General features: G+C 74.3%; 20 protein-coding genes. 7 read left to right on the plus strand and 13 right to left on the minus strand.

Translation table 11 applies throughout. The features are described from left to right. Positions 1 to 150 precede the first annotated feature (150 nt). The 4 genes from BLT72_RS08645 to BLT72_RS08660 are packed head-to-tail and all read right to left on the minus strand — an operon-like array spanning position 151 to position 5,467. On the minus strand, positions 151 to 2,280 hold the full coding sequence (locus BLT72_RS08645) for a 3-hydroxyacyl-CoA dehydrogenase NAD-binding domain-containing protein (RefSeq protein ID WP_091412048.1): 2,130 nt from the start codon (positions 2,278 to 2,280) through the stop codon (positions 151 to 153). After that, a complete protein-coding gene (locus BLT72_RS08650) occupies positions 2,280 to 3,482 on the minus strand; it encodes a thiolase family protein (protein ID WP_091417042.1) in 1,203 nt (400 codons plus the stop codon). The genes BLT72_RS08645 and BLT72_RS08650 overlap by 1 nt, the downstream gene beginning before the upstream one ends. Before the next feature lie 60 nt (positions 3,483 to 3,542). After that, positions 3,543 to 4,811 carry a ribonuclease D gene (locus BLT72_RS08655; protein WP_091412051.1) on the minus strand — a complete coding sequence of 423 codons (1,269 nt, stop codon included), beginning with the start codon at positions 4,809 to 4,811 and terminating at the stop codon, positions 3,543 to 3,545. Positions 4,812 to 4,855: 44 nt separating this feature from the next. Continuing rightward, positions 4,856 to 5,467 carry a DUF3000 domain-containing protein gene (locus tag BLT72_RS08660; RefSeq protein WP_091412053.1) on the minus strand — a complete coding sequence of 204 codons (612 nt, stop codon included), beginning with the start codon at positions 5,465 to 5,467 and terminating at the stop codon, positions 4,856 to 4,858. Positions 5,468 to 5,544: 77 nt separating this feature from the next. Between BLT72_RS08660 and hemE the strand changes: the two genes are divergently transcribed. From hemE to hemQ, 3 genes are read left to right on the plus strand one after another with little or no spacing between them, the layout of a single operon-like run. Beyond that, positions 5,545 to 6,657, plus strand: a complete 1,113-nt coding sequence (gene hemE, locus BLT72_RS08665) for a uroporphyrinogen decarboxylase (RefSeq protein WP_091412055.1) — start codon at positions 5,545 to 5,547, stop codon at positions 6,655 to 6,657. Next, positions 6,654 to 8,090: a protoporphyrinogen oxidase gene (gene hemG, locus BLT72_RS08670; RefSeq protein ID WP_091412057.1), complete on the plus strand. Its 1,437-nt coding sequence runs from the start codon at positions 6,654 to 6,656 to the stop codon at positions 8,088 to 8,090. Before hemE ends, hemG begins: the two co-directional genes overlap by 4 nt. Next, entirely contained in the window at positions 8,087 to 8,767 is a 681-nt protein-coding gene (gene hemQ, locus BLT72_RS08675; RefSeq protein ID WP_091412059.1) for a hydrogen peroxide-dependent heme synthase, read from the plus strand. The genes hemG and hemQ overlap by 4 nt, the downstream gene beginning before the upstream one ends. Positions 8,768 to 8,814: 47 nt before the next feature. Here the strand turns inward: hemQ and msrB are convergent, their stop codons facing one another. Next, complete coding sequence (msrB, locus tag BLT72_RS08680) at positions 8,815 to 9,255, minus strand: peptide-methionine (R)-S-oxide reductase MsrB (RefSeq protein WP_091412061.1); 441 nt, start codon at positions 9,253 to 9,255, stop codon at positions 8,815 to 8,817. Between the two features lie 76 nt (positions 9,256 to 9,331). On the opposite strand from msrB, the gene BLT72_RS08685 reads away from it, so the two are divergent. After that, entirely contained in the window at positions 9,332 to 10,426 is a 1,095-nt protein-coding gene (locus tag BLT72_RS08685) for a DNA polymerase domain-containing protein (protein ID WP_091412063.1), read from the plus strand. Between the two features lie 73 nt (positions 10,427 to 10,499). On the opposite strand, the gene BLT72_RS08690 is transcribed toward BLT72_RS08685, so the two are convergent. The 5 genes from BLT72_RS08690 to BLT72_RS08710 all read right to left on the minus strand — a co-directional run bounded on the left by BLT72_RS08690 (position 10,500) and on the right by BLT72_RS08710 (position 15,444). Then, positions 10,500 to 11,894, minus strand: coding sequence for a DUF2254 domain-containing protein (locus BLT72_RS08690; RefSeq protein WP_157720363.1), 1,395 nt, complete (start codon positions 11,892 to 11,894; stop codon positions 10,500 to 10,502). Next, entirely contained in the window at positions 11,891 to 13,084 is a 1,194-nt protein-coding gene (locus BLT72_RS08695; RefSeq protein WP_091412066.1) for a zinc-dependent alcohol dehydrogenase, read from the minus strand. Before BLT72_RS08695 ends, BLT72_RS08690 begins: the two co-directional genes overlap by 4 nt. Then, positions 13,081 to 13,560 (minus strand): hypothetical protein, encoded by a 480-nt coding sequence (locus BLT72_RS08700; RefSeq protein ID WP_197677238.1) that lies wholly within the window; start codon positions 13,558 to 13,560, stop codon positions 13,081 to 13,083. The genes BLT72_RS08695 and BLT72_RS08700 overlap by 4 nt, the downstream gene beginning before the upstream one ends. 8 nt (positions 13,561 to 13,568) lie before the next feature. After that, entirely contained in the window at positions 13,569 to 14,138 is a 570-nt protein-coding gene (locus BLT72_RS08705) for a type 1 glutamine amidotransferase domain-containing protein (RefSeq protein WP_091412070.1), read from the minus strand. A 151-nt stretch (positions 14,139 to 14,289) separates the two neighbouring features. Beyond that, a complete protein-coding gene (locus tag BLT72_RS08710; protein ID WP_091412072.1) occupies positions 14,290 to 15,444 on the minus strand; it encodes a glutathione-independent formaldehyde dehydrogenase in 1,155 nt (384 codons plus the stop codon). 176 nt (positions 15,445 to 15,620) lie between these two features. On the opposite strand from BLT72_RS08710, the gene BLT72_RS08715 reads away from it, so the two are divergent. Then, on the plus strand, positions 15,621 to 16,631 hold the full coding sequence (locus tag BLT72_RS08715) for a helix-turn-helix transcriptional regulator (RefSeq protein ID WP_157720364.1): 1,011 nt from the start codon (positions 15,621 to 15,623) through the stop codon (positions 16,629 to 16,631). A 204-nt stretch (positions 16,632 to 16,835) separates the two neighbouring features. On the opposite strand, the gene BLT72_RS08720 is transcribed toward BLT72_RS08715, so the two are convergent. Beyond that, positions 16,836 to 17,798, minus strand: coding sequence for an AraC family transcriptional regulator (locus BLT72_RS08720; protein ID WP_091412076.1), 963 nt, complete (start codon positions 17,796 to 17,798; stop codon positions 16,836 to 16,838). A 545-nt stretch (positions 17,799 to 18,343) separates the two neighbouring features. Here BLT72_RS08720 and BLT72_RS08725 point away from each other — a divergent pair. Continuing rightward, complete coding sequence (locus BLT72_RS08725; RefSeq protein WP_172826045.1) at positions 18,344 to 19,015, plus strand: sensor histidine kinase; 672 nt, start codon at positions 18,344 to 18,346, stop codon at positions 19,013 to 19,015. Positions 19,016 to 19,139: 124 nt separating this feature from the next. Here BLT72_RS08725 and BLT72_RS08730 read toward each other — a convergent pair whose 3' ends face one another. Beyond that, positions 19,140 to 19,484, minus strand: coding sequence for a YkvA family protein (locus BLT72_RS08730; protein WP_197677239.1), 345 nt, complete (start codon positions 19,482 to 19,484; stop codon positions 19,140 to 19,142). A gap of 495 nt (positions 19,485 to 19,979) precedes the next feature. Between BLT72_RS08730 and BLT72_RS08735 the strand changes: the two genes are divergently transcribed. After that, positions 19,980 to 20,234 carry a hypothetical protein gene (locus BLT72_RS08735; protein WP_091412080.1) on the plus strand — a complete coding sequence of 85 codons (255 nt, stop codon included), beginning with the start codon at positions 19,980 to 19,982 and terminating at the stop codon, positions 20,232 to 20,234. Positions 20,235 to 20,247: 13 nt separating this feature from the next. Here the strand turns inward: BLT72_RS08735 and BLT72_RS08740 are convergent, their stop codons facing one another. After that, positions 20,248 to 21,045 (minus strand): dihydrofolate reductase family protein, encoded by a 798-nt coding sequence (locus BLT72_RS08740; RefSeq protein ID WP_091412083.1) that lies wholly within the window; start codon positions 21,043 to 21,045, stop codon positions 20,248 to 20,250.

The following is a 21,045-nucleotide window of genomic DNA, read 5'->3' on the forward strand; positions in this document are numbered from 1 at the left end:
CGCGCGCTGAGCTGGTCGCGGTGCCTTCGACAGGCTCAGGCAGCGGTGGTCAGGCTGGGGACCGGCGGTGGTCAGGCTCGGGCAGCGGTGGTCGGCTCGGGCCAGCGTCGGTCAGCCAGGCCAGGGCCGGTCGGGCCAGGGCCGCTCGCGTCAGGCCGAGGCCACCGAGGCGACGCCGGCCGGCAGGAAGCGGCGGCCCAGGACCCGCTCGGAGACGCCCTCGCGGTCGAGGTAGGGCGTGATGCCGCCCAGGTGGAACGGCCAGCCGGCGCCGAGGACGAGGCAGAGGTCGACGTCCATCGGCGCCGCGACGACGCCCTCGGCGAGCATCAGCCCGATCTCCTCGGCGAGCGCGTCCAGGGCCCGGTCCCGCACCTCGTCGCGGCTGCTCGGCCGGTCGCCCAGCGTGAACAGCGCCGCGGTCTCCTCGCTGACGTAGGGCTTGCCGTCGGCCGTCCAGTCGTACACACCCGGCTTCCCCGACGCCACGAGGGCCTGCAGGTTGGGCGAGACCGGGAACCGGTCGCCGAAGGCGGTGTGCAGCGACTCCCCGACGTGCAGCGCGATGGCCGGTCCGACCAGCTGCAGCAGCGCCATCGGGGACATCGGCAGACCCAGCGGCGCGAGCGCACGGTCGGCCTCGGTCACGGGCGTGCCCTCGTCGACGGCCGCGAACAGCACGCTGGTGAGGCGGGTGAGCAGCCGGTTGACCACGAACGCGGGAGCGTCCTGCACGAGCACCGCGTTCTTCCGCAGGTCCTTCGCCACCCGCAGGGCCGTCGCGACCGTGGCGTCGTCGGTCCGCTCGGCCCGGACGACCTCCAGCAGCGGCAGCACGGCGACGGGGTTGAAGAAATGGAACCCGACGACGCGCTCCGGGTGCTCCAGGCCGGCGGCCATCGCGGTGACCGACAGCGAGGAGGTGTTGGTCGCGAGCACGCAGCCCGGGCCGACGTGCTCCTCCAGCTGGGCGAAGACCTGCTGCTTGATCTCCAGCTCCTCGAAGACGGCCTCGACGACGAGGTCGCAGTCGGCGTAGTCGGCCAGGTCGGTGGTGCCGGAGAGCAGGGCGCGCAGCCGGTTCGCCCCGTCCGGGGAGAGCCGCCGCTTCGCCACGAGCGTGTCGATCTCCCCGCCGATGCGGCCCAGGGCCTGCTCGACCCGGCCGGCGTCGAGGTCGGAGATGACGACGGGCACCTCCAGGCGGCGCAGGAACAGCAGCGCCAGCTGGCTGGCCATCAGCCCCGCGCCGACGACGCCGACCTTGCCCACGGACCGCGCCAGCGTCGCGTCGGGTGCGCCCGCGGGCTTGCGCGCCCGCTTCTGCACCAGGTCGAAGGCGTAGAGGCCGGCCCGGAGCTCGGGGCTCATCAGCAGGTCGGCCAGGCCCTCGTCCTCGGCGGCGAACGCGGCGGCCCGCTCCGCGGTCTTCGCGGCCGCGATCAGCTCCAGGGCCTTGTAGGGGCCCGGCGCCGCCCCGGCCACCTTGGCGTCGGCGACGGCGCGACCGCGCGCCACCGCGGCGTCCCAGGCCTCCCCGCGGTCGACGTCCGGCCGCTCCACGGCGGTGGTGCCGGCCAGGATGCGGCCGGCCCAGTCGAGCGAGCGCTCGAGGAAGTCGGCGCCCTCGAAGAGGGCATCGGCGAGGCCGAGCCGCGCAGCCTGGACACCCGTCAGCATCGTGTTCTGGTTGAGCGCGTTCTCCACGATCACCTGCACGGCACGGTCCGCACCGACGAGGTTCGGCAGCAGGTAGGCGCCGCCCCAGCCCGGGAACATCCCCAGGAAGCACTCGGGCAGGCCGATGCCCGCCGCCGCGGCGGAGACGGTGCGGAAGTCGCAGTGCAGCGCGATCTCGAGCCCGCCGCCCAGGGCCAGCCCGTTCACGAACGCGAAGGTGGGCTTCGGCGCGCTGTGCAGCTTGTCGAACACGGCGTGCCCGATCCGCGCGATCGCCAGGGCCTGCGCGCGCCGGGTGATCGTGGGCAGCCCGCTGAGGTCCGCGCCGGCGGCGAGGATGAACGGCTTGCCGGTGACGGCGATCGCGGCCACGTCCGCGCGGGCGGTCGCGGCGTCCAGGGCGGCGGCGAGCTCGCCGAGGCCGCGCGGCCCGAAGGTGTTGGGCCGGGTGTGGTCCTGCCCGTTGTCCAGGGTGATCAGCACCAGGGTCCGGCCGTCGTGGGGGAGCCTGATGTCGCGGCTCAGCGCGTGCGTCACCACCTCCCGCTCGCTCACGGCGGACGCCTCGGCGATCAGCCGCTGCAGCTCCTCGGGGCCCATCACCGCTCCTCGTCCCCGGCGAAGTGCGGGTTCTCCCAGATGACGGTGCCGCCCATGCCGAGGCCGATGCACATGGTCGTGATCCCGTAGCGGACGTCGGGCCGCTCGCGGAACTGCCGGGCCAGGTGGATCATCAACCGGACGCCGGAGCTGGCCAGCGGGTGGCCGAGGGCGATGGCGCCGCCGTAGGGGTTGACCCGGGGGTCCTCGGCGTCGAGGCCGAAGTGGTCGAGGAAGGCCAGCACCTGGACCGCGAACGCCTCGTTGATCTCGAACGCGCCGATGTCGTCGATGGTGAGCCCGGCCCTGGCCAGCGCCTTCTCGGTGGCCGGGATGGGTCCGACGCCCATCACCTCGGGGTCGACGCCGGCGAAGGCGAAGCCCACCAGGCGCATGGCCACCGGGAGTCCGAGCTCGGTCGCGACGTCCTCCGCGGCGAGCAGGGCGGCGGCGGCGCCGTCGTTCAGGCCGGCGGCGTTGCCGGCCGTGACCCGGCCGTGCGGCCGGAACGGGGTGCGGAGACGCGCCAGCCCCCCGGCGGTCGTCCCCGGGCGCGGTGGCTCGTCCGCGGTGGCCAGGCCCCAGCCCAGCGTGGAGCTGCGGGTGGCGACGGTGACCAGCGACTCCTGGATCACGCCGTCGGCGTAGGCCTGGGCGACGCGCTGCTGGCTCAGCACGGCGAACGCGTCGGCGCGCTCCCGGGTGATGCCGGGGAAGCGGTCGTGCAGGTTCTCCGCCGTCGCGCCCATCACCAGGGCGGACTGGTCGACCAGCTTCTCGGCGACGATCCGCGGGTTGGGGTCGATGCCCTCGCCCATCGGGTGGCGGCCCATGTGCTCCACGCCGCCGGCGACGACGACGTCGTAGGCGCCGAAGGCGATCCCCGACGCCGTGGTCGTGACCGCGGTCATCGCACCGGCGCACATCCGGTCGATGGCGAAGCCGGGCACCGACCTCGGCAGCCCGGCGAGCAGCGCCGCCGTCCGCCCGATGGTCAGGCCCTGGTCGCCGGTCTGGGTGGTGGCGGCGACGGCCACCTCGTCCACCCGCTCGGGCGGCAGCTCGGGATGGCGGCGCAGCAGCTCGCGGATGCAGTTGACGACGAGGTCGTCGGCACGGGTCTCGGCGTAGAGCGACCCGGCCTTTCCGAACGGGGTGCGCACGCCGTCGACGAAGACGACCTCACGGGAAGCAGACGGCATGCGCCACATATTACTCGTCGGTAACTTAGCCGTCAGCCCCGGGCGCGACCGGGTTCAGGCTCAGTCGGCGTCCGGCGCCGGCGGCTGCAGCAGCGGGGTGATCAGCGGCACGGTCAGCTCGCGCTGCCAGGGCCGCGCGCCCGAGGCCGCCAGCGCCGCGTCGACGGACGCCTCCGTCAGGGGCTGCGGCGGGCGCCAGGCCAGCCGACGGACGTAGTCCGGGGTCAGCAGGTTCTCCACCGGCAGCTCCAGCTCCGCTGCCTTCGCGCCCAGGGCCTCCCGGACCGCGTTCAGCCGGGCGGCCGCCTCGGGGTCGCGGGCCGCCCACAGCCGCGGCTGCGGCGGGCCGTCGTTCGGGACGTGCAGCGGCGGCAGGCCGGTCTCCGCCCGCTGCCCGACGGTCTCCAGGGCGTCCACCCAGGTCGACTCGTAGCGCTTGGCCTGGCGGCGGCTGAACGCCGGGATCTGCCGCATCGAGGCGCGGCCCGGGGTGGTCGCGGCGGCGATCTCGCTGATGGCCGCGTCGGGCAGGATCTTGCCGGGGGCCCGGTCCAGCCCGCGCGCGATGTCGTCGCGGGCGTACCAGAGCTCGGCGACGTAGCCGAGGCCGCGGCGGGTCCGCACCCGGTGGATGCCGGACGTCCGCCGCCACGGGTCGGTGCGCGGTTCGGGGGCGATCCCGGCCCCGGCCACCAGCGCGGCGAACTCCTGCCGGGCCCAGGTGTCCTTGCCGGTGCGGACCAGCTCGTCGGCCAGCTTGTCGCGCAGCTCCACCAGCAGCTCGACGTCGAGGGCCGCGTAGGTCAGCCACTCCGGCGGCAGCGGCCGGGTGGACCAGTCCGAGGCCGAGTGCTCCTTCAGCAGCCGGACCCCGAAGAACTCCTCGATCATCGTGCCGAGGGCGACGCGGGGGTACCCGAGCAGGCGGGCCGCGAGCTCGGTGTCGAAGAGCGTCCGCGGCACCAGGCCGACCTCGAACAGGCAGGGCAGGTCCTGGCTGGCGGCGTGCACGACCCACTCGGCGTCGGCCAGCGCCTCGCCCAGGGGGGACAGGTCCGCCGGCGTGCCGAAGGCGATGGGGTCCACGAGGTGGGTGCCCGCGCCCGCGCGGCGCAGCTGGATCAGGTAGGCGCGCTGGCTGTAGCGGAAGCCGTGCGCGCGCTCGGCGTCGACGGCGAGCGGGCCGCTGCCGGCGACCAGGGCCGCGATCGTCGCGGCCAGGGCCTCCGGCGTGCTGACGACCTCCGGGACCCCGTCCGCCGGCTGGGTCAGCAGCGGGACCTCGGGCTCGGCGACCTCGTCGAGGGGTGGCTCGGCGCTACCGGTCACGGGGACGGGGAACGGCTCGGGGGCGGGGCGGGGGTCTGGCGCGGTCAACGTCTCCGTGGGCTTCGGCTCGGGGGTGTGCGGCGGGACGGCATGGGCACCACCCCGGCAGGCAGCGGGGGCAGGCCTGCCGTCGTACACAGTAGCTCTGACCAGGCGGCGAGGTGCGGGGCGAGTCCCACGCCGTCGACCAGCTGGGGCGTCCACGAGGCGCGGACCTCGATCTCGGCCCGGGGCGGCTCCTCGGCCATCCCGCCGAACGACTCGCTGGCCACGGAGGTGACGGTGCCGCTCGGCGCCTCGAACGCCGCGCCGTGCCCGGCGAGGGCGTCGAGCAGCCAGGACCAGCCCACCTGGGCGAGCAGGGGGTCGGTCACCATCTCGGGGTCGACGTCGGCGCGGGCGAAGGTGACGCAGCGGAAGGTGCCCTGCCAGGCAGCGTTGCCGGCGGGGTCGTGCAGCAGCACCAGGCGGCCGCTGCCGACCTCCTCGCCGCCCACCAGGACGTCCGCGGCGACCGCGGCGGAAAAGGGGGCGATGCGCTGCGGGGCGGGCATCTCGTCGACCTCGAGCTCGGGGCGCCAGGGCGCCGAGAGCAGGTCCTGCACGGCCCGCCGGAAGGCGTCCGGGGCAGGAGCCGTGTCGCTTCTGGCTGCCACCCGAGGAGCGTATGCCGCGCGGCTCGGCCGCCTCGCCTGCGACGCGCCGGTTTCCGCGACCGTGAAACGATGGGGCCGTGTCCACCCCTGCCGCACCCCTCGCGCCGAAGCCGGCCGACTCGGTCTTCGTCCACGCCTGCCGGCGCGACCAGCCCGAGGACCGGGTGCCGGTGTGGTTCATGCGGCAGGCCGGGCGCTCGCTGCCGGAGTACAAGCGGGTGCGCGAGGGCATCCCGATGCTGGAGAGCTGCATGCGGCCCGAGCTGGTCGCCGAGATCACCCTGCAGCCCGTCCGCCGCTACGGCGTCGACGCCGCCATCTTCTACTCCGACATCATGGTGCCGCTCAAGGCGGTGGGCGTCGACCTCGACATCGTGCCCGGCCGGGGGCCGGTGATGGGCTCGCCCGTCCGCGACGAGGCCGACCTCGCCGCGCTGCGGCCGCTGCAGCCCGACGACGTCGGCTACGTGACCGAGGCCGTGCAGCTGCTGGTCGCCGAGCTGGGGGCGACACCGCTGATCGGCTTCGCGGGCGCGCCCTTCACCCTCGCCAGCTACCTCGTCGAGGGCGGGCCCAGCAAGGACTACGCCCGCACCAAGGCGATGATGGTCGGCCGGCCCGACCTGTGGGACCGGCTGTGCACCGCTCTCGCCGACATCGCCGGCGCCTTCCTCGAGGTGCAGGTCGGCGCCGGGGCGAGCGCCGTCCAGCTATTCGACTCCTGGGCCGGCAGCCTGTCCGCGGCCGACTACGCGCGCTACGCCCAGCCGTACTCGGCGCGGGTGCTGCAGCGGGTCGCCGACCGCGGGGTGCCGCGGATCCACTTCGGCGTCGGCACGGGTGAGCTGCTCGGCTCGATGGGCGCGGCCGGGGCGGACGTCGTCGGCGTCGACTGGCGGATCCCGCTGGCGGAGGCCAGCCGCCGGATCGGGCCGGCCTACGCCGTCCAGGGCAACCTCGACCCCGCGCTGCTCGGGGCGCCGTGGCCGGTGCTCGCGGAGCGGGTCCGCGACGTCGTCCGGTCCGGCGCCGAGGCGCCCGGTCACGTGTTCAACCTCGGGCACGGCGTGCCGCCGGACACCGACCCCGCCGTGCTGGCCCGGGTGGTCGAGCTGGTGCAGGACGAGGGCCCCGCGCTCCGCGCCTCGGTGCGGGAGCGGGCCGGCCTGGTAGCGGCCGGGCACCCGTGACCTCCGTCGCCGTCGTCGGCGGCGGCATCAGCGGGCTGGCCGCCGCCCGCCGGCTGCTGCTGGCCGGGCTGGACGTCACCGTGCTGGAGCAGGGCCCGCGGTGGGGCGGCAAGCTCGACCGCACCCTCGTCGAGGACCTGGCGCTGGACACCGGGGCGGAGTCGGTGCTGGCCCGGCGTCCGGAGGCCCTGGCGCTGATCGAGGACCTGGGGCTGGCGGGGGAGCGGGTGCACCCGACCGCGGCGAAGCCCCAGCTGCTGGTGGGCGGCCGGCTGCACGCCATGCCGCCGTCGCTGCAGGGGGTGCCGGTCGACCTCGACGCGCTGGCCGACCTGCTGTCGCCGGCGGCCCTGGCCTTCGCGCGGACCGAGCCCGACCGTCCGGGGCCGCCGCTGGCCGGTGACGTCGGCGTCGGCGCCCACGTCGAGGAGCGGTTCGGCGCCGAGGTGACCGACCGGCTGCTCGAGCCGCTGCTGGGTGGGGTGTACGCCGGCCGTTCCCGCGACCTCTCCTTCGCCGCCGTGATGCCGGACCTGTTCGCCCGCGCCCGGACCGGCGGCTCCCTGCTGGGGCACGCCCGGTCCGCCCTGCGCCCCAGCCCGGGCAGCCCGGTGTTCGCCGGCCTGGTCGGCGGGGTCAGCTCCCTGGTCCGGGCGCTGGTGGCCGACCTGGCCGGCCGGGGCGCCGACCTGCGGACGGGCACCGTGGTCCGGGGGCTCTCCCGCGTCGACCGCGGCTGGCGGCTGGAGCTCGTCCCCGGCGCGGCGACCCTCGACGTCGACGGCGTCGTGCTCGCCGCACCGGCCGGCCCGTCCGGTCGGCTGGCCGTCGGCCTGCTGGCCGGCGCGGAGGCGCTCGCCGCCGTCCCCTACGCGTCGGTCGCCGTCGTGACCCTGGTGGTGCGCGGGCTCGACACCGAGCGCTCCGGCCTGCTGATCCCGCCGGGCGAGCTGCCCACCGTCAAGGCGCTCACCCACTCCTCGGTCAAGTGGGCCTGGGTGCGCGAGCAGGCCGAGCGCACCTGGGGTCCCGGCGTCGCCGTCGTCCGGGCCAGCGTCGGACGGGCCGGGGAGGCCGAGGTGCTGCAGCTGCCGGACGAGCCCCTGCTGGACCGCACGGTCGCCGAGGTGGGCACGCTGCCGGGCTGGCACGGTGTGCAGGTCCTGCACCGACGGCTGACCCGCTGGGGCGGCGCGCTGCCGCAGTACCGGGTCGGTCACCGCGACCTGGTCGCGGACCTGCGCACCCAGCTGGCCGCCGTCCCGGGGCTGGCCCTGGCCGGCGCGGCGCTCGACGGCGTCGGGATCGCCGCCTGCCTGGCCTCCGCCGACACCGCCGCGACCAAGATCATCGGTGATCTTGGTCCCGGCGACCATGATCGAGATCGTCACGACCTCAGCACAGCAGCACGACGACAGGAGAGCCAGCGATGAAGGCGCGCGAGATCAACGACACCATCCGGTACACGATGTGGTCGGTGTTCCGCCGGACCGGCACGCCGGAGGAGCCGGCGGGCGCCAGCGCCGCCGACGCGCTGGAGGCGGTGCAGAAGGCGACCGAGGGCACCGACCTCGTGGTCCGCGGCTGGTACGACGTCGCCGGGCTCCGGGCGGACGCCGACCTCATGGTGTGGTGGCACGCAGCCGACTCCGACACGCTGCAGGAGGCCTACCACGCCCTCCGGCGCTCGACGCTCGGGAAGCACCTGGAGCCGGTCTGGTCGCAGCTCGCGCTGCACCGCCCGGCGGAGTTCAACAAGGGGCACGTGCCCGCGTTCATGGCCGACGAGGAGCCCTCGGGCTACCTCTGCGTGTACCCGTTCGTCCGCTCCTACGAGTGGTACCTGCTGCCGGAGCAGGAGCGGCGGGCGATGCTGGCCGAGCACGGCATGCTGGCCCGGCCGTACCCGGACGTCCGGGCGAACACGGTGTCGTCGTTCGCCCTGGGCGACTACGAGTGGATCCTCGCCTTCGAGGCCCCGGAGCTGCACCGCATCGTCGACCTGATGCGGGCCCTGCGGGCGGCCGAGGCGCGGCGGCACACCCGCGAGGAGGTGCCGTTCTACACCGGACGGCGACGGGAGCTGGCGGAGATCGTCGCGTCCTGGTGAGCCCCGTGGCCTGAGCCCGTCGAGCTGACGGGCTCAGGGCGCCGGGATCAGCCCTCGGCGGGGGTGAGCCGCATGCTGATCGAGTTGATGCAGTAGCGCTGCCCGGTCGGGGTGCCGTAGCCGTCGTCGAAGACGTGGCCCAGGTGGGAGTCGCAGGCGGTGCAGCGCACCTCGACCCGCTTCATGCCCAGGGTGGTGTCCTCGATGTAGCGCACCCGACCCTCCATCGGCGCGTAGAACGACGGCCAGCCGCAGTGCGAGTCGAACTTGGTCTCGCTGCGGAAGAGCTCCGTGCCGCACGCGCGGCAGGAGTAGACGCCCTCGGTCTTGGTGTCGGTGTACTCGCCCGTGAAGGCGCGCTCCGTGCCCGCCTCGCGGAGCACCTTGTACTCGGCCCGGCTGAGCTGCTGGCGCCACTGGTCCTCGGACCTGACGATCTTGCCGACCTGGTCGGCGGCGGCGTTGTTGCTGTTGGTCACATCGGTCATGCGTCCTCCTCGAAGTTCTGCCCCCTCAACCTAGCCGCGGGCTCCGATGTTCCGGTCCCGTCGCTATGCTCCGGCCATGGCCGCCAACCCCGCGATCGAGCTGACGGTCGGTGAGCGCACGGTGCGGCTGACCAGCCCGGACAAGCTGTACTTCCCGGAGGTCGGGCTGACCAAGCGCCAGGTGGTCGAGTACGTGCTGGCCGTGGGCGACGGGATCTTCGCCGCCCTGCGGGAGCGGCCGGTCACCATGGAGCGCTGGCCGGGCGGCTACCGCCCCGACGTCACCCTCAGCACCCGCACCGGGGCCAACCACGACGCCTTCTACCAGAAGCGTGCACCGGCCAAGGGCATGCCGGACTGGGTGGAGACGGTCACCGTCACCTTCCCCTCGGGCCGCACCGCCAGCCAGGTCTGCGTGACCGAGCTGGCCACGATCGCCTGGATGGCCAACCTGGGGACGCTGCGCTACCACCCGTGGCCGGTGAGCCGGACGAGCCACGACCTGGTCGACCAGCTGCGGATCGACCTGGACCCCCAACCGGGCACCGACTTCTCCGACGCCGTCCGCGCCGCGCTCGAGCTGCGCCAGGTGCTCGAGGACGCCGGGCTGACCGGGTTCTGCAAGACCAGCGGCGGCCGTGGGGTGCACGTCTTCGTCCCGGTCCGGCCGGAGCACGACTTCGTGCAGGCCCGGCACGCGGTGATCGCGCTGGGCCGCGAGCTGGCCCGCCGGATGCCGGACCACGTGACCATCAACTGGTGGAAGGAGGAGCGGGGGGAGCGGATCTTCGTCGACTTCAACCAGATGGCGCGGGACCGCACCATCGCCTCGGCCTACTCCATCCGGCCGACGCCGCGGGCGGTCGTCTCGGCGCCGCTCACCTGGGCGGAGCTGCCCGACGTGCAGCCGGAGGACTTCACCATCCCGACGATGCTCACCCGGTTCGCCGCGGTGGGAGACGCCTGGGCCCCGTTCTACGTCAGTGAGCCGGGCGACCTGGGCGCGGCCCTGGAGATGTACGAGCGCGACGTCCGCGACCTCGGCACCGGACGCTACGGCGGCGCCGAGATGCCCTACCCGCCGGACTACCCCAAGATGCCCGGCGAGCCGGCCCGGGTGCAGCCCAGCCGGATGACGGCCGAGACGCGGGCGAACGAGCAGATGGACTAGTCGCGGCACCACGACCCGGTGAGCCGGCGCCGGCCGGGGACCGGGTCACCAGGCCGGGGGATCGGCTCCGTGCTCACCGCCTGTGCCGGAGGCCAGCCCCCAGGGGACCGTCCAGCCGGTTGCGCCCCGCCTGCACCAGGAGGTCGGGTCCGGAACCGAGGCCCTGCTGGTCGGCGACCAGCGCGTTGCCGATGTCGCGGTCGCCGGCGAAGGCCTGCTCCACGCCCAGGGTCAGCAGCTCGAGCTGGCGGTCGAGCTCGGGCTGGCGCTCCGCCGGTGCCACGGTCTTGAGGTCCTCCAGGGCCGCGCGCAGCCGCCGGGCGACCTGGGGGGAGCCGGCTCCGGCGATGTGGAGCTCGTCGAAGGCGAGGCGGACGTAGCCGGTCCAGTCCAGCGCGGGTGTGACGAGACGCAGGGTCCCCTGCCCGTCGCGATGCTCGCCGGTGGGGATCGTGCGGGTTGCCAGCTGGCGCAGGGCGTCGTGCAGCCGGTCGACAGCCTGCACCGTCGTGGTGGGGTCGCCGAAGGGGTCGGAGACCCCGCGTTCGGCGATGTCGACGAGCTGGCGGAACCCGTAGGCCGGGTCCTCCGGGTAGGAGCGCTCGTTGCCCAGGGCCACCAGGCCGGCGACGTGCCGGGCGTCCAGCCGGGTGCCGTCGCCGGCGTCGACCAGGAGCAGCGGCGCGTTGGCGCAGACGAAGTCACCCATCGCCGGGACCAGCCGCAGCGAGCAGTCGGCGGCCGTGGCCGCCGCGACGAGGTTCTCGACGTCGATCTGGACGACGACCCCCGGCTCCGGGGCGGGGATCACCTGCGGGTCCGGGTCGGGCTGGGCCGTGGGGTCGGCGGGGTAGATGCGGTTCAGCTCCTCGTGCAGGTGGTCCCCGACGAGGTCGATGAGTCCGGCGACCCGCAGGGTCTGACCGGCGTGGTGCACGTACAGCACGAGGGCGACGACGCTGGCCAGCATGAGCAGGTGGGCGAGGAGCATGGTCAGCCCGGGCACGTAGCCCTCGCCGCCGCCGGCGGTGTCGTCCACCTGCGGCAGCGCGAGCAGGGCGTAGACCAGCGTCGCCGCGAAGAGGCCATGGGTGTACTGGCTGGTGCGGTCGTGCAGCAGGGCACCGACGATCCGGGGGGAGAACTGTCCCATCGCGAGCTGCACCGCCACCGTGATGACGGTGAGCACCAGCGTGATCAGCGTGACCAGCGAGGTGACGATGGTGCTGAGCACCGTCTGAGCCGCGCTGGGTGTCCCCGTCACCCAGCGCGGGACCAGGTCGTTCCCGGTGGCCCGGTCGACCGCGGCGGCGGCGGCGCAGAGGCCGACGCCAGCCGCCAGGCACAGCAGCGGCACCAGCCACAGGCTGTCGCGCACGGCGAGCAGCACCTTCTGCCGGGTCACCGCGGTCGACCCGGTCGCCCCGGACCGCCACCGGGCGGGCGGCTCGAGGCCAGGCCGGGTCACGACGGGGAGCCGGTCGTCCCGTGGGGCTGGAAGACCGCGCGCACGCAGCCGTCCTGCTTGTCCTTGAACATCTGGTAGCCCTGGGGGGCCTGGTCCAGGGGCATCACGTGGGTGGCGAGGTGTTCGGTGCTGAGCTCGCCGTCGGCGATGTGCTGCAGGATCCGGGGGATGTAGCGGTGCCCGTGCTGCTGGGCGCCGCGGACGGTCATGCCCTTGTTCATGATGGCGCCGAAGGGGAACTTGTCGACGAGCCCGCCGAAGACGCCGAGGGCGAACAGACTGCCGCCTTTGCGGCAGGCGTAGATGGCCTCGCGCAGGGCGGTGGGCCGGTCGGACTGCAGCCGTAGCTGCTGCTTGAGCTGGTCGTACAGGTACTGGGGGCCGGTGCCGTGCGCCTCCATCCCGACGGCCTCGATGCAGACGTCGGGGCCGCGGCCGCCGGTGCGTTCCTTCAGCTCGGCCAGGACGCTGTCCTGGGTGTAGTCCAGGGTGTCGGCGCCGATGTGCTGGCGCACCTGCTGGAGGCGTTCGGGCAACCGGTCGATGACGATCACCTGGTCGGCGCCCATCAGCATCGCGCCGCGGGCCGCCATCTGCCCGACCCCGCCGGCGCCCCACACCGCGACGGTGTCGCCGGGGGTGATGCCGGCGAGGTCGGCCCCGGTCCAGCCGGTCGGGGCGGCGTCGGAGGCGAACAGCGCCGCCAGGTCCGAGACCGCGTCCGGGACGGCGAAGGCGCCCTGGTCGGCGTAGGGGACGCGCACGTACTCGGCGTGGCTGCCGGCGAACCCGCCCAGGGCGTGGCTGTAGGCGAAGCAGCCGCCGATGGCGCTGCCCCACATCCCTTCGGTGAGGGCCGGGTTGGGGTTGCCGTTGTCGCACAGCGAGAACAGCTGCTGGGAGCAGTACCAGCACTGCCCGCACGCGATGAACGAGCAGACGGTGACCCGGTCGCCCACCCGGTGGTTGCGGACGGCCTTGCCGACCTCGGCGACCTCGCCCATGAACTCGTGGCCGAGCACGTCCCCGGCGCGCATGGTCGGGATGTAGCCGCCGAGCAGGTGCAGGTCGGAGCCGCAGGTCGTGGTCAGCCGCACCTTGAGGATGATGTCGCGGTCGTTGAGGATCGTCGGGTCGTCGACGGTCTCGACGGCGGTCTCGTTGACGCCGGTCCAGCACAGAGCCTTCACAGCACTCCCTCCCCGGCGGCACGCTGCGTGGCGAGCTCGACGAGCTTGCCGGTCGGGGTCGGCGCGCGGTGGCCGTGCGGTGCCGGGTCGACGCGCAGCACCTCGCCCACCTCGATCAGCTGCTTCGCCTCCCGCAACGCGGCCCGCACCCGCTGCCGGGGGTCGTCGCCCGACAGCCTCGCGGCCGCCGAGGCCGCTCCCTGGGGCTCGGAGCTGCGGAGCCGGGCCCGGAGCTCGCTGCCTCTCCCGCCTGGCGCAGGACGCACCTCGACCTCGACGAGGTCGCCGAGCTCGTCCAGCGGAGCGGGAACGCGGTCGTCGGGCATGACGTCCTCCGGGCTCCGGTTGATGGTGACGGCCCGCCACCGCGACCGCGGTTCCGCGGCCTCACCCGCACGTCCTGCCGCCCGGCGCTGGAGCTCTCGGACCAGCACGGCGGCGCCTCCCGCCAGCCCCAGCGCCGCTGTGCTGACCACGCGCGGAGTCACCGGGCACCACCGGCGACGGCACCGGCGCGGGCGAACGTCTGCACGATCGCCTCGCAGAACGCGGGCAGGTCGTCAGGGGACCTGCTGGTGATGAGGTTGCCGTCGGTGGCGACCTCCTGGTCGACCACGGTGGCACCGGCGTTGCGCAGGTCGGTCCGGATGCTCGGGAACGAGGTCAGGGTCCGGCCGGACACCACGCCGGCTTCCAGCAGCGTCCACGGCCCGTGGCAGATCGACGCGACCGGCTTCCCGGACGCCACGAACTCCCGGACGAAGCGCACAGCAGCCTCGTCGACCCGCAGCTTGTCCGGGTTGACCGTCCCACCCGGCAGCAGCAACGCGTCGTAGTCCTCCACGGCCGCCGAACGCACCAGCGCGTCGACCTCGAACGTGCCGGCCGCGTCGAGGTCGTTGTTGCGCGCCTGGATCACCCCGTCGTGCAGCGAGAGCAGCTCGGTGCGTGCGCCCGCCTGGTCCAGCGCCTGCCGGGGCTGCTCCAGCTCCACCCGCTCCACGCCGTCTGCGGCCAGGATCGCCACCCGCTTGCCGTTCAGTTCGCCTGCCATGAGATCTCCTTCACCTGCCGTGACCTCGCCGTTGCGGTCGAGGGGGACGGCCGCGGTCGGCGCGGCCAGAAGCGGTCGGCGCTGCCGGGGCAGCGTGCGGCGGTCAGGTCCGACCGCCGCACGCGCACCAGCAACGCGTGTCGCCGGCCTGTCAGCCCGTGGCCAGGCCCGGCTTGAGCAGGACCTTGGTCCAGCCGTCGTCGCGGGCGTCGAAGTGGGCGTAGGCGTCGGGCCCCTGCTCCAGCGGCAGCTCGTGGCTGACGATGAAGGAGGGGGTGGCCTTGCCGGCGGCGATGAGGTCGCGCAGCCGCCGGTTGTACTTCTTGACCGGGCACTGCCCCGAGCCCAGCGTCTGGCCCTTGAACCAGTGCAGGCCGTAGTCGAACGCCACCTGACCCTGCTGGGCCAGCTCGTCCCGGCCGCCCGGGTCCTGCGGGACGTAGACGCCGACCGAACCGATGCCCCCGGTGAACCGCACCGACTTGACCAGGTTGTTCAGCGTCATGCTCGGGTCCTCCGAGCCCTGCGGGTCGTGCGCCTGGTACCCCACGCACTCACAGCCCCGGTCCGCGCCCAGGCCCATCGTCTCCTCCAGCACGGCCTGGACCGGATCGGTCTTGCTGTCGTCGATCGCGATGGCCCCGATGCTCTCCGCCAGCCGCAGCCGGTCGGGGTGCCGGTCGACCACCATCACCTTGCCGGCGCCCTTGATCGTCGCCGAGTAGGCGGCCATCAGCCCGACCGGGCCCGCGCCGTAGATCACGACCGAGTCGCCCGGCACGACGCCGGCCAGCTCGGTGGCGTGGTACCCGGTCGGGAAGATGTCGGCCACCATGACGTAGTCGTTCTCCCGCTCGGCCGCGTCCTCCCCCAGGCGCAGGCAGTTGTGGTCCCCGTAGGGCACCCGCAGCAGCTCGGCCTGCCCGCCCTGGTAGGGCCCCATGTCGGCGAACCCGTACGCCGCTCCCGCCAGCTGCGGGTCGGGCTGGGTGGTCAGGCAGTAGTTGGTGAACCCCCGCTCGCAGTTCTTGCAGAACCCGCAGGAGATGTTGAACGGCAGCACCACGCGCTCGCCGACCTTGACCTTGTCCACTCCGGGGCCCACCTCGACCACCTCGCCGAGGTTCTCGTGGCCGAACCACCGGCCGGTCTCGAAGTCGGTGCGGCCCTCGTACATGTGCAGGTCCGACCCGCAGATGTTGGTGGTCGTGATCCGCACCAGCACGTCCGTCGGACGCTCGATCCTCGCGTCGGGGACCTCCTTCACGCTGACCTGCCGCGGCCCCTCGTAAACCAGTGCCTTCATCGCTGCTCCTGCCCCGCTCAGTGTCCGGAAGGCTCCCCGGTACCATCAACAGGCACCGCGGCCCTCACAGCGTCAGCCAACCCCAGACCCGCACCGCGGCGCATCGGCAGAACGACCGACATGGCCAGCTGGCGCGGCGGCGGTAGATGTGGCAAGCCATGCACCGATCAGCGGACGTGGGAGACATCGCGGCCCAGGTGTCGCGGATCGCGGCAGCCCCTGACAGCCCGGTCGAACGCGCGACGGCGCTGCTCGAACCGCTGCAACGCCTGCTGCCGTTCGACGGGGCGTGGCTGGCGCTGCGCGACGAGGACCGACGCGGACACCGCTCGCTCATCAGCACCGGGTGGGACCGGCGCACCGCCGCCTACCTCAACGGCCCGGTCCTGGTCGACGAGATCGAACGACTCGGGATGACCCGCTCCCACCAACCTCTGCGGGTCGCCGACTTCCCCTCGCCCGCCAGCGAGCTGCGGTCCTGGGCCGAGTGCCTCCTGCCCGCCGGCTTCCGCGAGGGTCTGGGGATGTGCCTGTTCTCCGCCGACGGCCGGCACCTGGGGTTCCTGGGCCTGTTCACCGGGAGCCCGACGGTGCCGTCGGCTGCAGCCCGAGACCTGTTCGCGGCGCTGGGGCCGGCGCTGGGCCGAGCCGTCGACCCCCTGCTCTCGGTCGCCGCGGCGGCGCGGCTGGTGCACGGGGCGACCGCTGCGGTGATCCTCACCCGGTCAGGCGACGTCCGGGCCCTGCCCGGGCTGCCCGGCCACGCCGCGCTGCGCGCCGGCTCGCCGGTGCTGGCCGAGGCCTGCGAGATGCTCGACGGCCCCCGGACCTCGTTCCTGGTCGCCGCACCCGCCGAGCTCGGCCACCACCTGCGGGTGACCGCCCTGGAGCTGCCCGACGACGCCCCGCACCACCTGGTGGCGATCGTCGTGCTCTCCCCGTGCGGCGACCTGCACGGGCTGTCGCACCGCGAGCTCGAGGTCCTCGGGCTGCTCATCGCCGGGTTCCACAACGCGCCAGCCGCCCATCGCCTCGGCGTCAGCCAGCGCACCATCGCCAGCCACGTCGAGCACATCCTCACCAAGCTCGACGCCGACACCCGCGCACTCGCCGCCGTCCGAGCCCAACGGCGCGGGCTCTACATCCCACCCGCACTGCTGACGTCCACGCGCAGCGCGCACTCCTAGACCGGGGGCCCACGGCGCCGCAGGCCCGCGTTCTGACCCAGGGCCGGCCTCCTTCCTGCGCCCCTGGTCGCCCCGGGGCGGGGGGCGAGCGGTCGTCGTCCCCCCGACCGACGGGCCGCTGGTGCGAGGTCGTCGACGTGGACGTGGGTCGCCCACCGGCAGCCGGCGTGGCGTCCGCCTCGGGACCCGGCGATCGGCAGGCGGTCATACCGGACGGTTGAGCGTGTCCGAGGGACTCTCGCCGAACGCGTCGTGGTAGGCGGCGGCGAAGCGGCCCCGGTGCAGGATCCCGACGCTGACGGCGATGGCGCCGACCGTCGTCGAGCTCCGTTCGGCCGCCTCGAGCGCCACGCGTGCCCGGCGCAGCCGGATCCGCCGCAGGTACGTCATCGGCGTCGTGGCGAGGTCCCGCTGGAACCCCTCCTGCAGCCCCCTGACGCTGAGGTGCACCGCCGTGGCCAGCCGGACGGTGGTCCACGGCTCGCACGGTCGCTCCTCCATCAGCTCGACCGCGCGCCTGACGGCGGGGCCCCACCTGGCGGGCCGTTCCCGGGTCGTCGCGTCGCTGTGGCTGTGCGGGTGCGCGAGCAGGAGGCCGTCGAGGACGAGCGCTTCGACGTGCCTCGCCACGAGCGGGTTCCCGCCGACGTCCGTCGGGTGGTCGAGCTCCTCGACGAGAAGGTTCAGCACGGTCCGCCAGCGCCGCCCGAGGGGAGTGCCCAGGTCAGCGGTGAAGTCGAAGGTCAGCCGACCGGTGAGGGATCGACCGAGCAGGTGCTCGAGCTCGGACTCCAGGCGGTCCCGGGGAACCATCAAGCACAGCTGCTCGCAGTCGGCCGACCAGGACATCTCGGCGGGCGCGCCAGGTGGGAAGACGAGAGCCTCGCCCCGGGTCGTCGACACCGGCTCGCCGCTCCCGCTCCGGGAGACCGCCCGACCACGCAGGGCGACGTTGACGTGGAAGTTCTCGGCCTCAGCCGTGCGCACACGTGCCGGTCGCCCGTAGGTCAGCCGGCCGACGGTGAGTGCTCCGAGGTGCAGCCCGGCCACCTCCATGCCCAGGGCGGCGGAACTTCGGGAGAGGTCGAGGCGGTTCGGTAGGTAGAGGTCGCTGAGGATCCGCTCGGCCTCGTCGCGGTCGTCCGTCCTGCGCCGCGTGTAGGGCATCCTCCTCGATCGGCTCTCGTCCGTTCCGGGCCGGGCGCCCGCGTCAGGAATGGCGTCCACGCTCGTCCTCCCTGCAGTGTCCAGAGCGAGGGGGCCGGTCTCGACCGCAGCGCCGTCGGGCAGCTGGCGGGACCCTCGGCTGGCTCGGGTGTCGGCGTCCCAGGCTCTGCGGACACATCCTAGGCGGCTCGCCCGGGTCCTACGGCGATGAGGTGCGCCCCGCAGCGCGGTCTCTCAGCCAGATCGCGCACGAGGGCGCAGACGACCCCCCGGGGGGATGTCGGCTGCGTCATCCTCGAGGCGAGGCCCTCTGACCGAGAGCCCTCGTGGCGCCTTGCTCCTGGCCTCCCCCCGGGCGGCAAGGCGCCCTCCGGCCGGCTCCGAATCCCGGATGCACCGGCAGGCGCGGGGGCGGCCCGCGCGAGATCGCAGGAGGCCAGGTGTCGAAGAGTCATGTGGGGTCGGGGCCTCCACCGACGTCCGATCGAGCGGCGACGCCCCCGCGCGGCCCGGTGGCGGTCCACCACGAGCTCCACCGCGGGTTGGTGGGAAGCGTCAACCACCACCTGCGCACGCCCCTCACGGTGGTGCTGGGTCACGCCGAGCTGTTGACGGACCGGGAGGACGAGCTCCCCCCGGAGGTGCGCCAGTCGCTCGCATGCCTGCTGCGAGCCGCTGAGCGGCTCAACGACGTGGTCGTCGAGGTCTGCGCGCTGCTGGACGTGGCGTGCGTGGGACCGGACCCGCACACCCTGGACGTCGTCGACCTCTCCGAGCTGGTCGCCGACGAGGTGGTGACGTACGGCGACCGCGCAGCTCGACGAGGCGTTCAGCTGGTCGTCAGCGGTGAACCGGCGCAGAGCTGCGTGGCTGACTCCCGCCGCCTCCGCCTGGCGCTCCGCAGGCTGCTGGACGACGCGCTGGCGCAGGCGGCCGACCAGTCGACGGTCGGGGTCGCCTCGACCACCACCGAGACAGGGACACGGATCGAGGTGACCCACCAGGGCGCCGACCCCGACGCGGACGAGGATGGCCGACCCGCGCCGCCGTCCGGACGAGACACCCACCGGCCGCGGCCGCCCGACGGCCAGGGGTTGGGTCTCGCCCTGGCCTCAGCCGTCGCGGCCTGGCACGGCGGCCGCCTCGTGCTCTCCCCGAGACCCGGTCGGGGCGGCCGAGCCTGCCTCGAGCTCCCGGCCCGCACCCGGGAGACCTGAGCCGCGCGTCGGGCGGAGGGGCAGACGCCGAGCGTGCCGTCCGGCCGGGCTCGCCTGCGACGCCTGCGTGCACCACGCTCAGCAGGCGGGCACCCCGGGGATGCCCGGTGAGCGCCCCGCGCCCTCACCGGCTGCGAGACCCGGCGCGGTCGGCCGCGCGGGCGTGCCGGCGCCGGGGCCGCTCCACCCCCGCGTCCTGGAGCCGCTGGGCGACTTTCACGAGCTTGTAGACGAAGACCGCGGCGGCGGTGACCGCGCCGGCGTCGTCGAGCAGTCCGATCGGTCCGAGCACCACCTCGGGCAGCACGTCGACCGGGCTGACCAGGTAGACCAGGGCCCCGACCATCGCGACCAGGCCACGCGGCGGGATGGCGTAGCGCCACATCACGAGACCGACCCCGGCCACCCCCAGCAGGGCGAGCAGGCCGAGCAGCACGAGCACCAGGGTCAGCGGGTCGGACAGGTCCATGGCGTCCACTGTGCCTCATCGCCCGGGGACGGCGTGGTGACGGCGGCTGGGTCGCACCGGCGGACCGGGCCCGCGGGAGAGGCCTCGGCCTCGTCGAGGGTCATCGGCGCGGCACCCGACGCGGGCGGAGGAGGACCAGGGGCCAGCTGGCTGTTCAACCAGCCCTCAGCCTTCAGGTGCGGTGGCGGCTCTGGGCTGTCAACCACGACACCTCGCCGCCTCTGTACCCCCGCGGGTGTTCCTGAACCCCCCCGGGAGCCGTGTCCGCTTTAGGACATGGCAACTAGTAGACACGGCGAGGGCTTCCCCGGAAAGCGCTGCGAAGAGTTGGTGTACTTCCTTCCGGCGGGGTGTTCGACCGCTGCGCAACTGGCGCGGATCGGGGGGTCACGCCAGCGGCGGGACGGCCGCGCGGTCGCACGTCGCCGCAGGGATCGTCCACCCGCTGCCCCAGCTCGGGGGTCGGCGGTCACGGTCTTCGAGAGGCACCTGCACATGTTCGACACCCCCTGGCTGGTCATCGGCGTCGCGGCCCTGCTGGTCGCCGTCCTGTTCGCCTCGGTCGTGCGGCTGGAGCGCGCCGGCCAGCGCCGCTGGAACCAGGAGACCTCGCGCCCGGGCTGGTGGGCGCCCGCGGCCGAGCAGGAGCGCCTGCAGCGCATCCTCGCCCGCAACCCCAGCTACGACGAGCGCACCGGTCTGACCAGCGACCCCGAGCTCGCCCGCTGGCTGCACGACAACCGCCCCTGAAGGTCCGGCCAGCTCAGGGGAGGGACGGCGCGCCGGCCGTCCGCGCCCGGTAGCTCGTGAACAGCGTCCCGTCGGCCCCGTGCAGGGCGAACGCGAGCTCGAACGGCAGGGCGCCGTCCAGCGCCGCGCCGCTCGTGGAGCGCAGCCCCTGCCCACCCACCACGACCGGCGCGAGCGTCAGGGACAGCTCGTCCACCAGCCCGGCGGCCAGCAGCGCGCGGTGCAGCCCGGGTCCACCCTCGCAGAGCAGCCGCGGCCAGCCGGCGCCCGCCAGGCGGTCCAGCGCCGCGCCGAGGTCCAGCTCCTCACCCTCCTCGCGCACCTCGATGCCCGCGTCCCGCAGCGGCCCCAGGTCGGCGTCGGCCTTGCCGCTGGTGGTCAGCACCAGCACCGGGCCGCCGTCGCCCTCGGCTGGGGTCGCCATGGCGGGGTCCAGCCGGGCGCTGGCGGTGACGACGACCAGCGCCGGGAACGGGGCCAGGCCCAGGGACGCCCGCAGCTCACGCTGCCAGGGCTGCAGGTCGACGGCGCGGTAGCCCTCGGAGCGGGCCGTGCTGGCCCCGACGACGACGGCGTCGGCCAGCGCCCGGTGCAGCGCGAAGACGTGCTGGTCGCTCGCGGTCGCGATCCCGCCCGAGCGCCCGTCGGTGCCCTGGACCGAGCCGTCGAGGGAGGAGATGAAGTTGGTGCGCAGCCGTCGCCGGCCGTCGTCGGGGTAGCGGTACAGCTCCACGAGGGCGGCGTCGTCGAGGTCGACCCCGGCCGCCCGGCCGGTCCGGTCGAAGATCAGCTGCAGCGCGGGGCGGGTCAC

It is taken from the genome of Friedmanniella luteola (assembly GCF_900105065.1).
GTDB classification, from domain to species: Bacteria; Actinomycetota; Actinomycetes; order Propionibacteriales; family Propionibacteriaceae; genus Microlunatus; species Microlunatus luteolus.

Bases quoted from the DNA above. Each gene is read 5' to 3' on its own strand.
- BLT72_RS08645 (WP_091412048.1), bottom strand. From the start codon at position 2,280: ATGGGCCCCGAGGAGCTGCAGCGGCTGATCGCCGAGGCGTCCGCCGTG.
- BLT72_RS08650 (WP_091417042.1), bottom strand. From the start codon at position 3,482: ATGCCGTCTGCTTCCCGTGAGGTCGTCTTCGTCGACGGCGTGCGCACC.
- hemQ (WP_091412059.1), top strand. From the start codon at position 8,087: ATGAAGGCGCGCGAGATCAACGACACCATCCGGTACACGATGTGGTCG.
- msrB (WP_091412061.1), bottom strand. From the start codon at position 9,255: ATGACCGATGTGACCAACAGCAACAACGCCGCCGCCGACCAGGTCGGC.
- BLT72_RS08685 (WP_091412063.1), top strand. From the start codon at position 9,332: ATGGCCGCCAACCCCGCGATCGAGCTGACGGTCGGTGAGCGCACGGTG.
- BLT72_RS08705 (WP_091412070.1), bottom strand. From the start codon at position 14,138: ATGGCAGGCGAACTGAACGGCAAGCGGGTGGCGATCCTGGCCGCAGAC.
- BLT72_RS08710 (WP_091412072.1), bottom strand. From the start codon at position 15,444: ATGAAGGCACTGGTTTACGAGGGGCCGCGGCAGGTCAGCGTGAAGGAG.
- BLT72_RS08720 (WP_091412076.1), bottom strand. From the start codon at position 17,798: ATGCCCTACACGCGGCGCAGGACGGACGACCGCGACGAGGCCGAGCGG.
- BLT72_RS08730 (WP_197677239.1), bottom strand. From the start codon at position 19,484: ATGGACCTGTCCGACCCGCTGACCCTGGTGCTCGTGCTGCTCGGCCTG.
- BLT72_RS08735 (WP_091412080.1), top strand. From the start codon at position 19,980: ATGTTCGACACCCCCTGGCTGGTCATCGGCGTCGCGGCCCTGCTGGTC.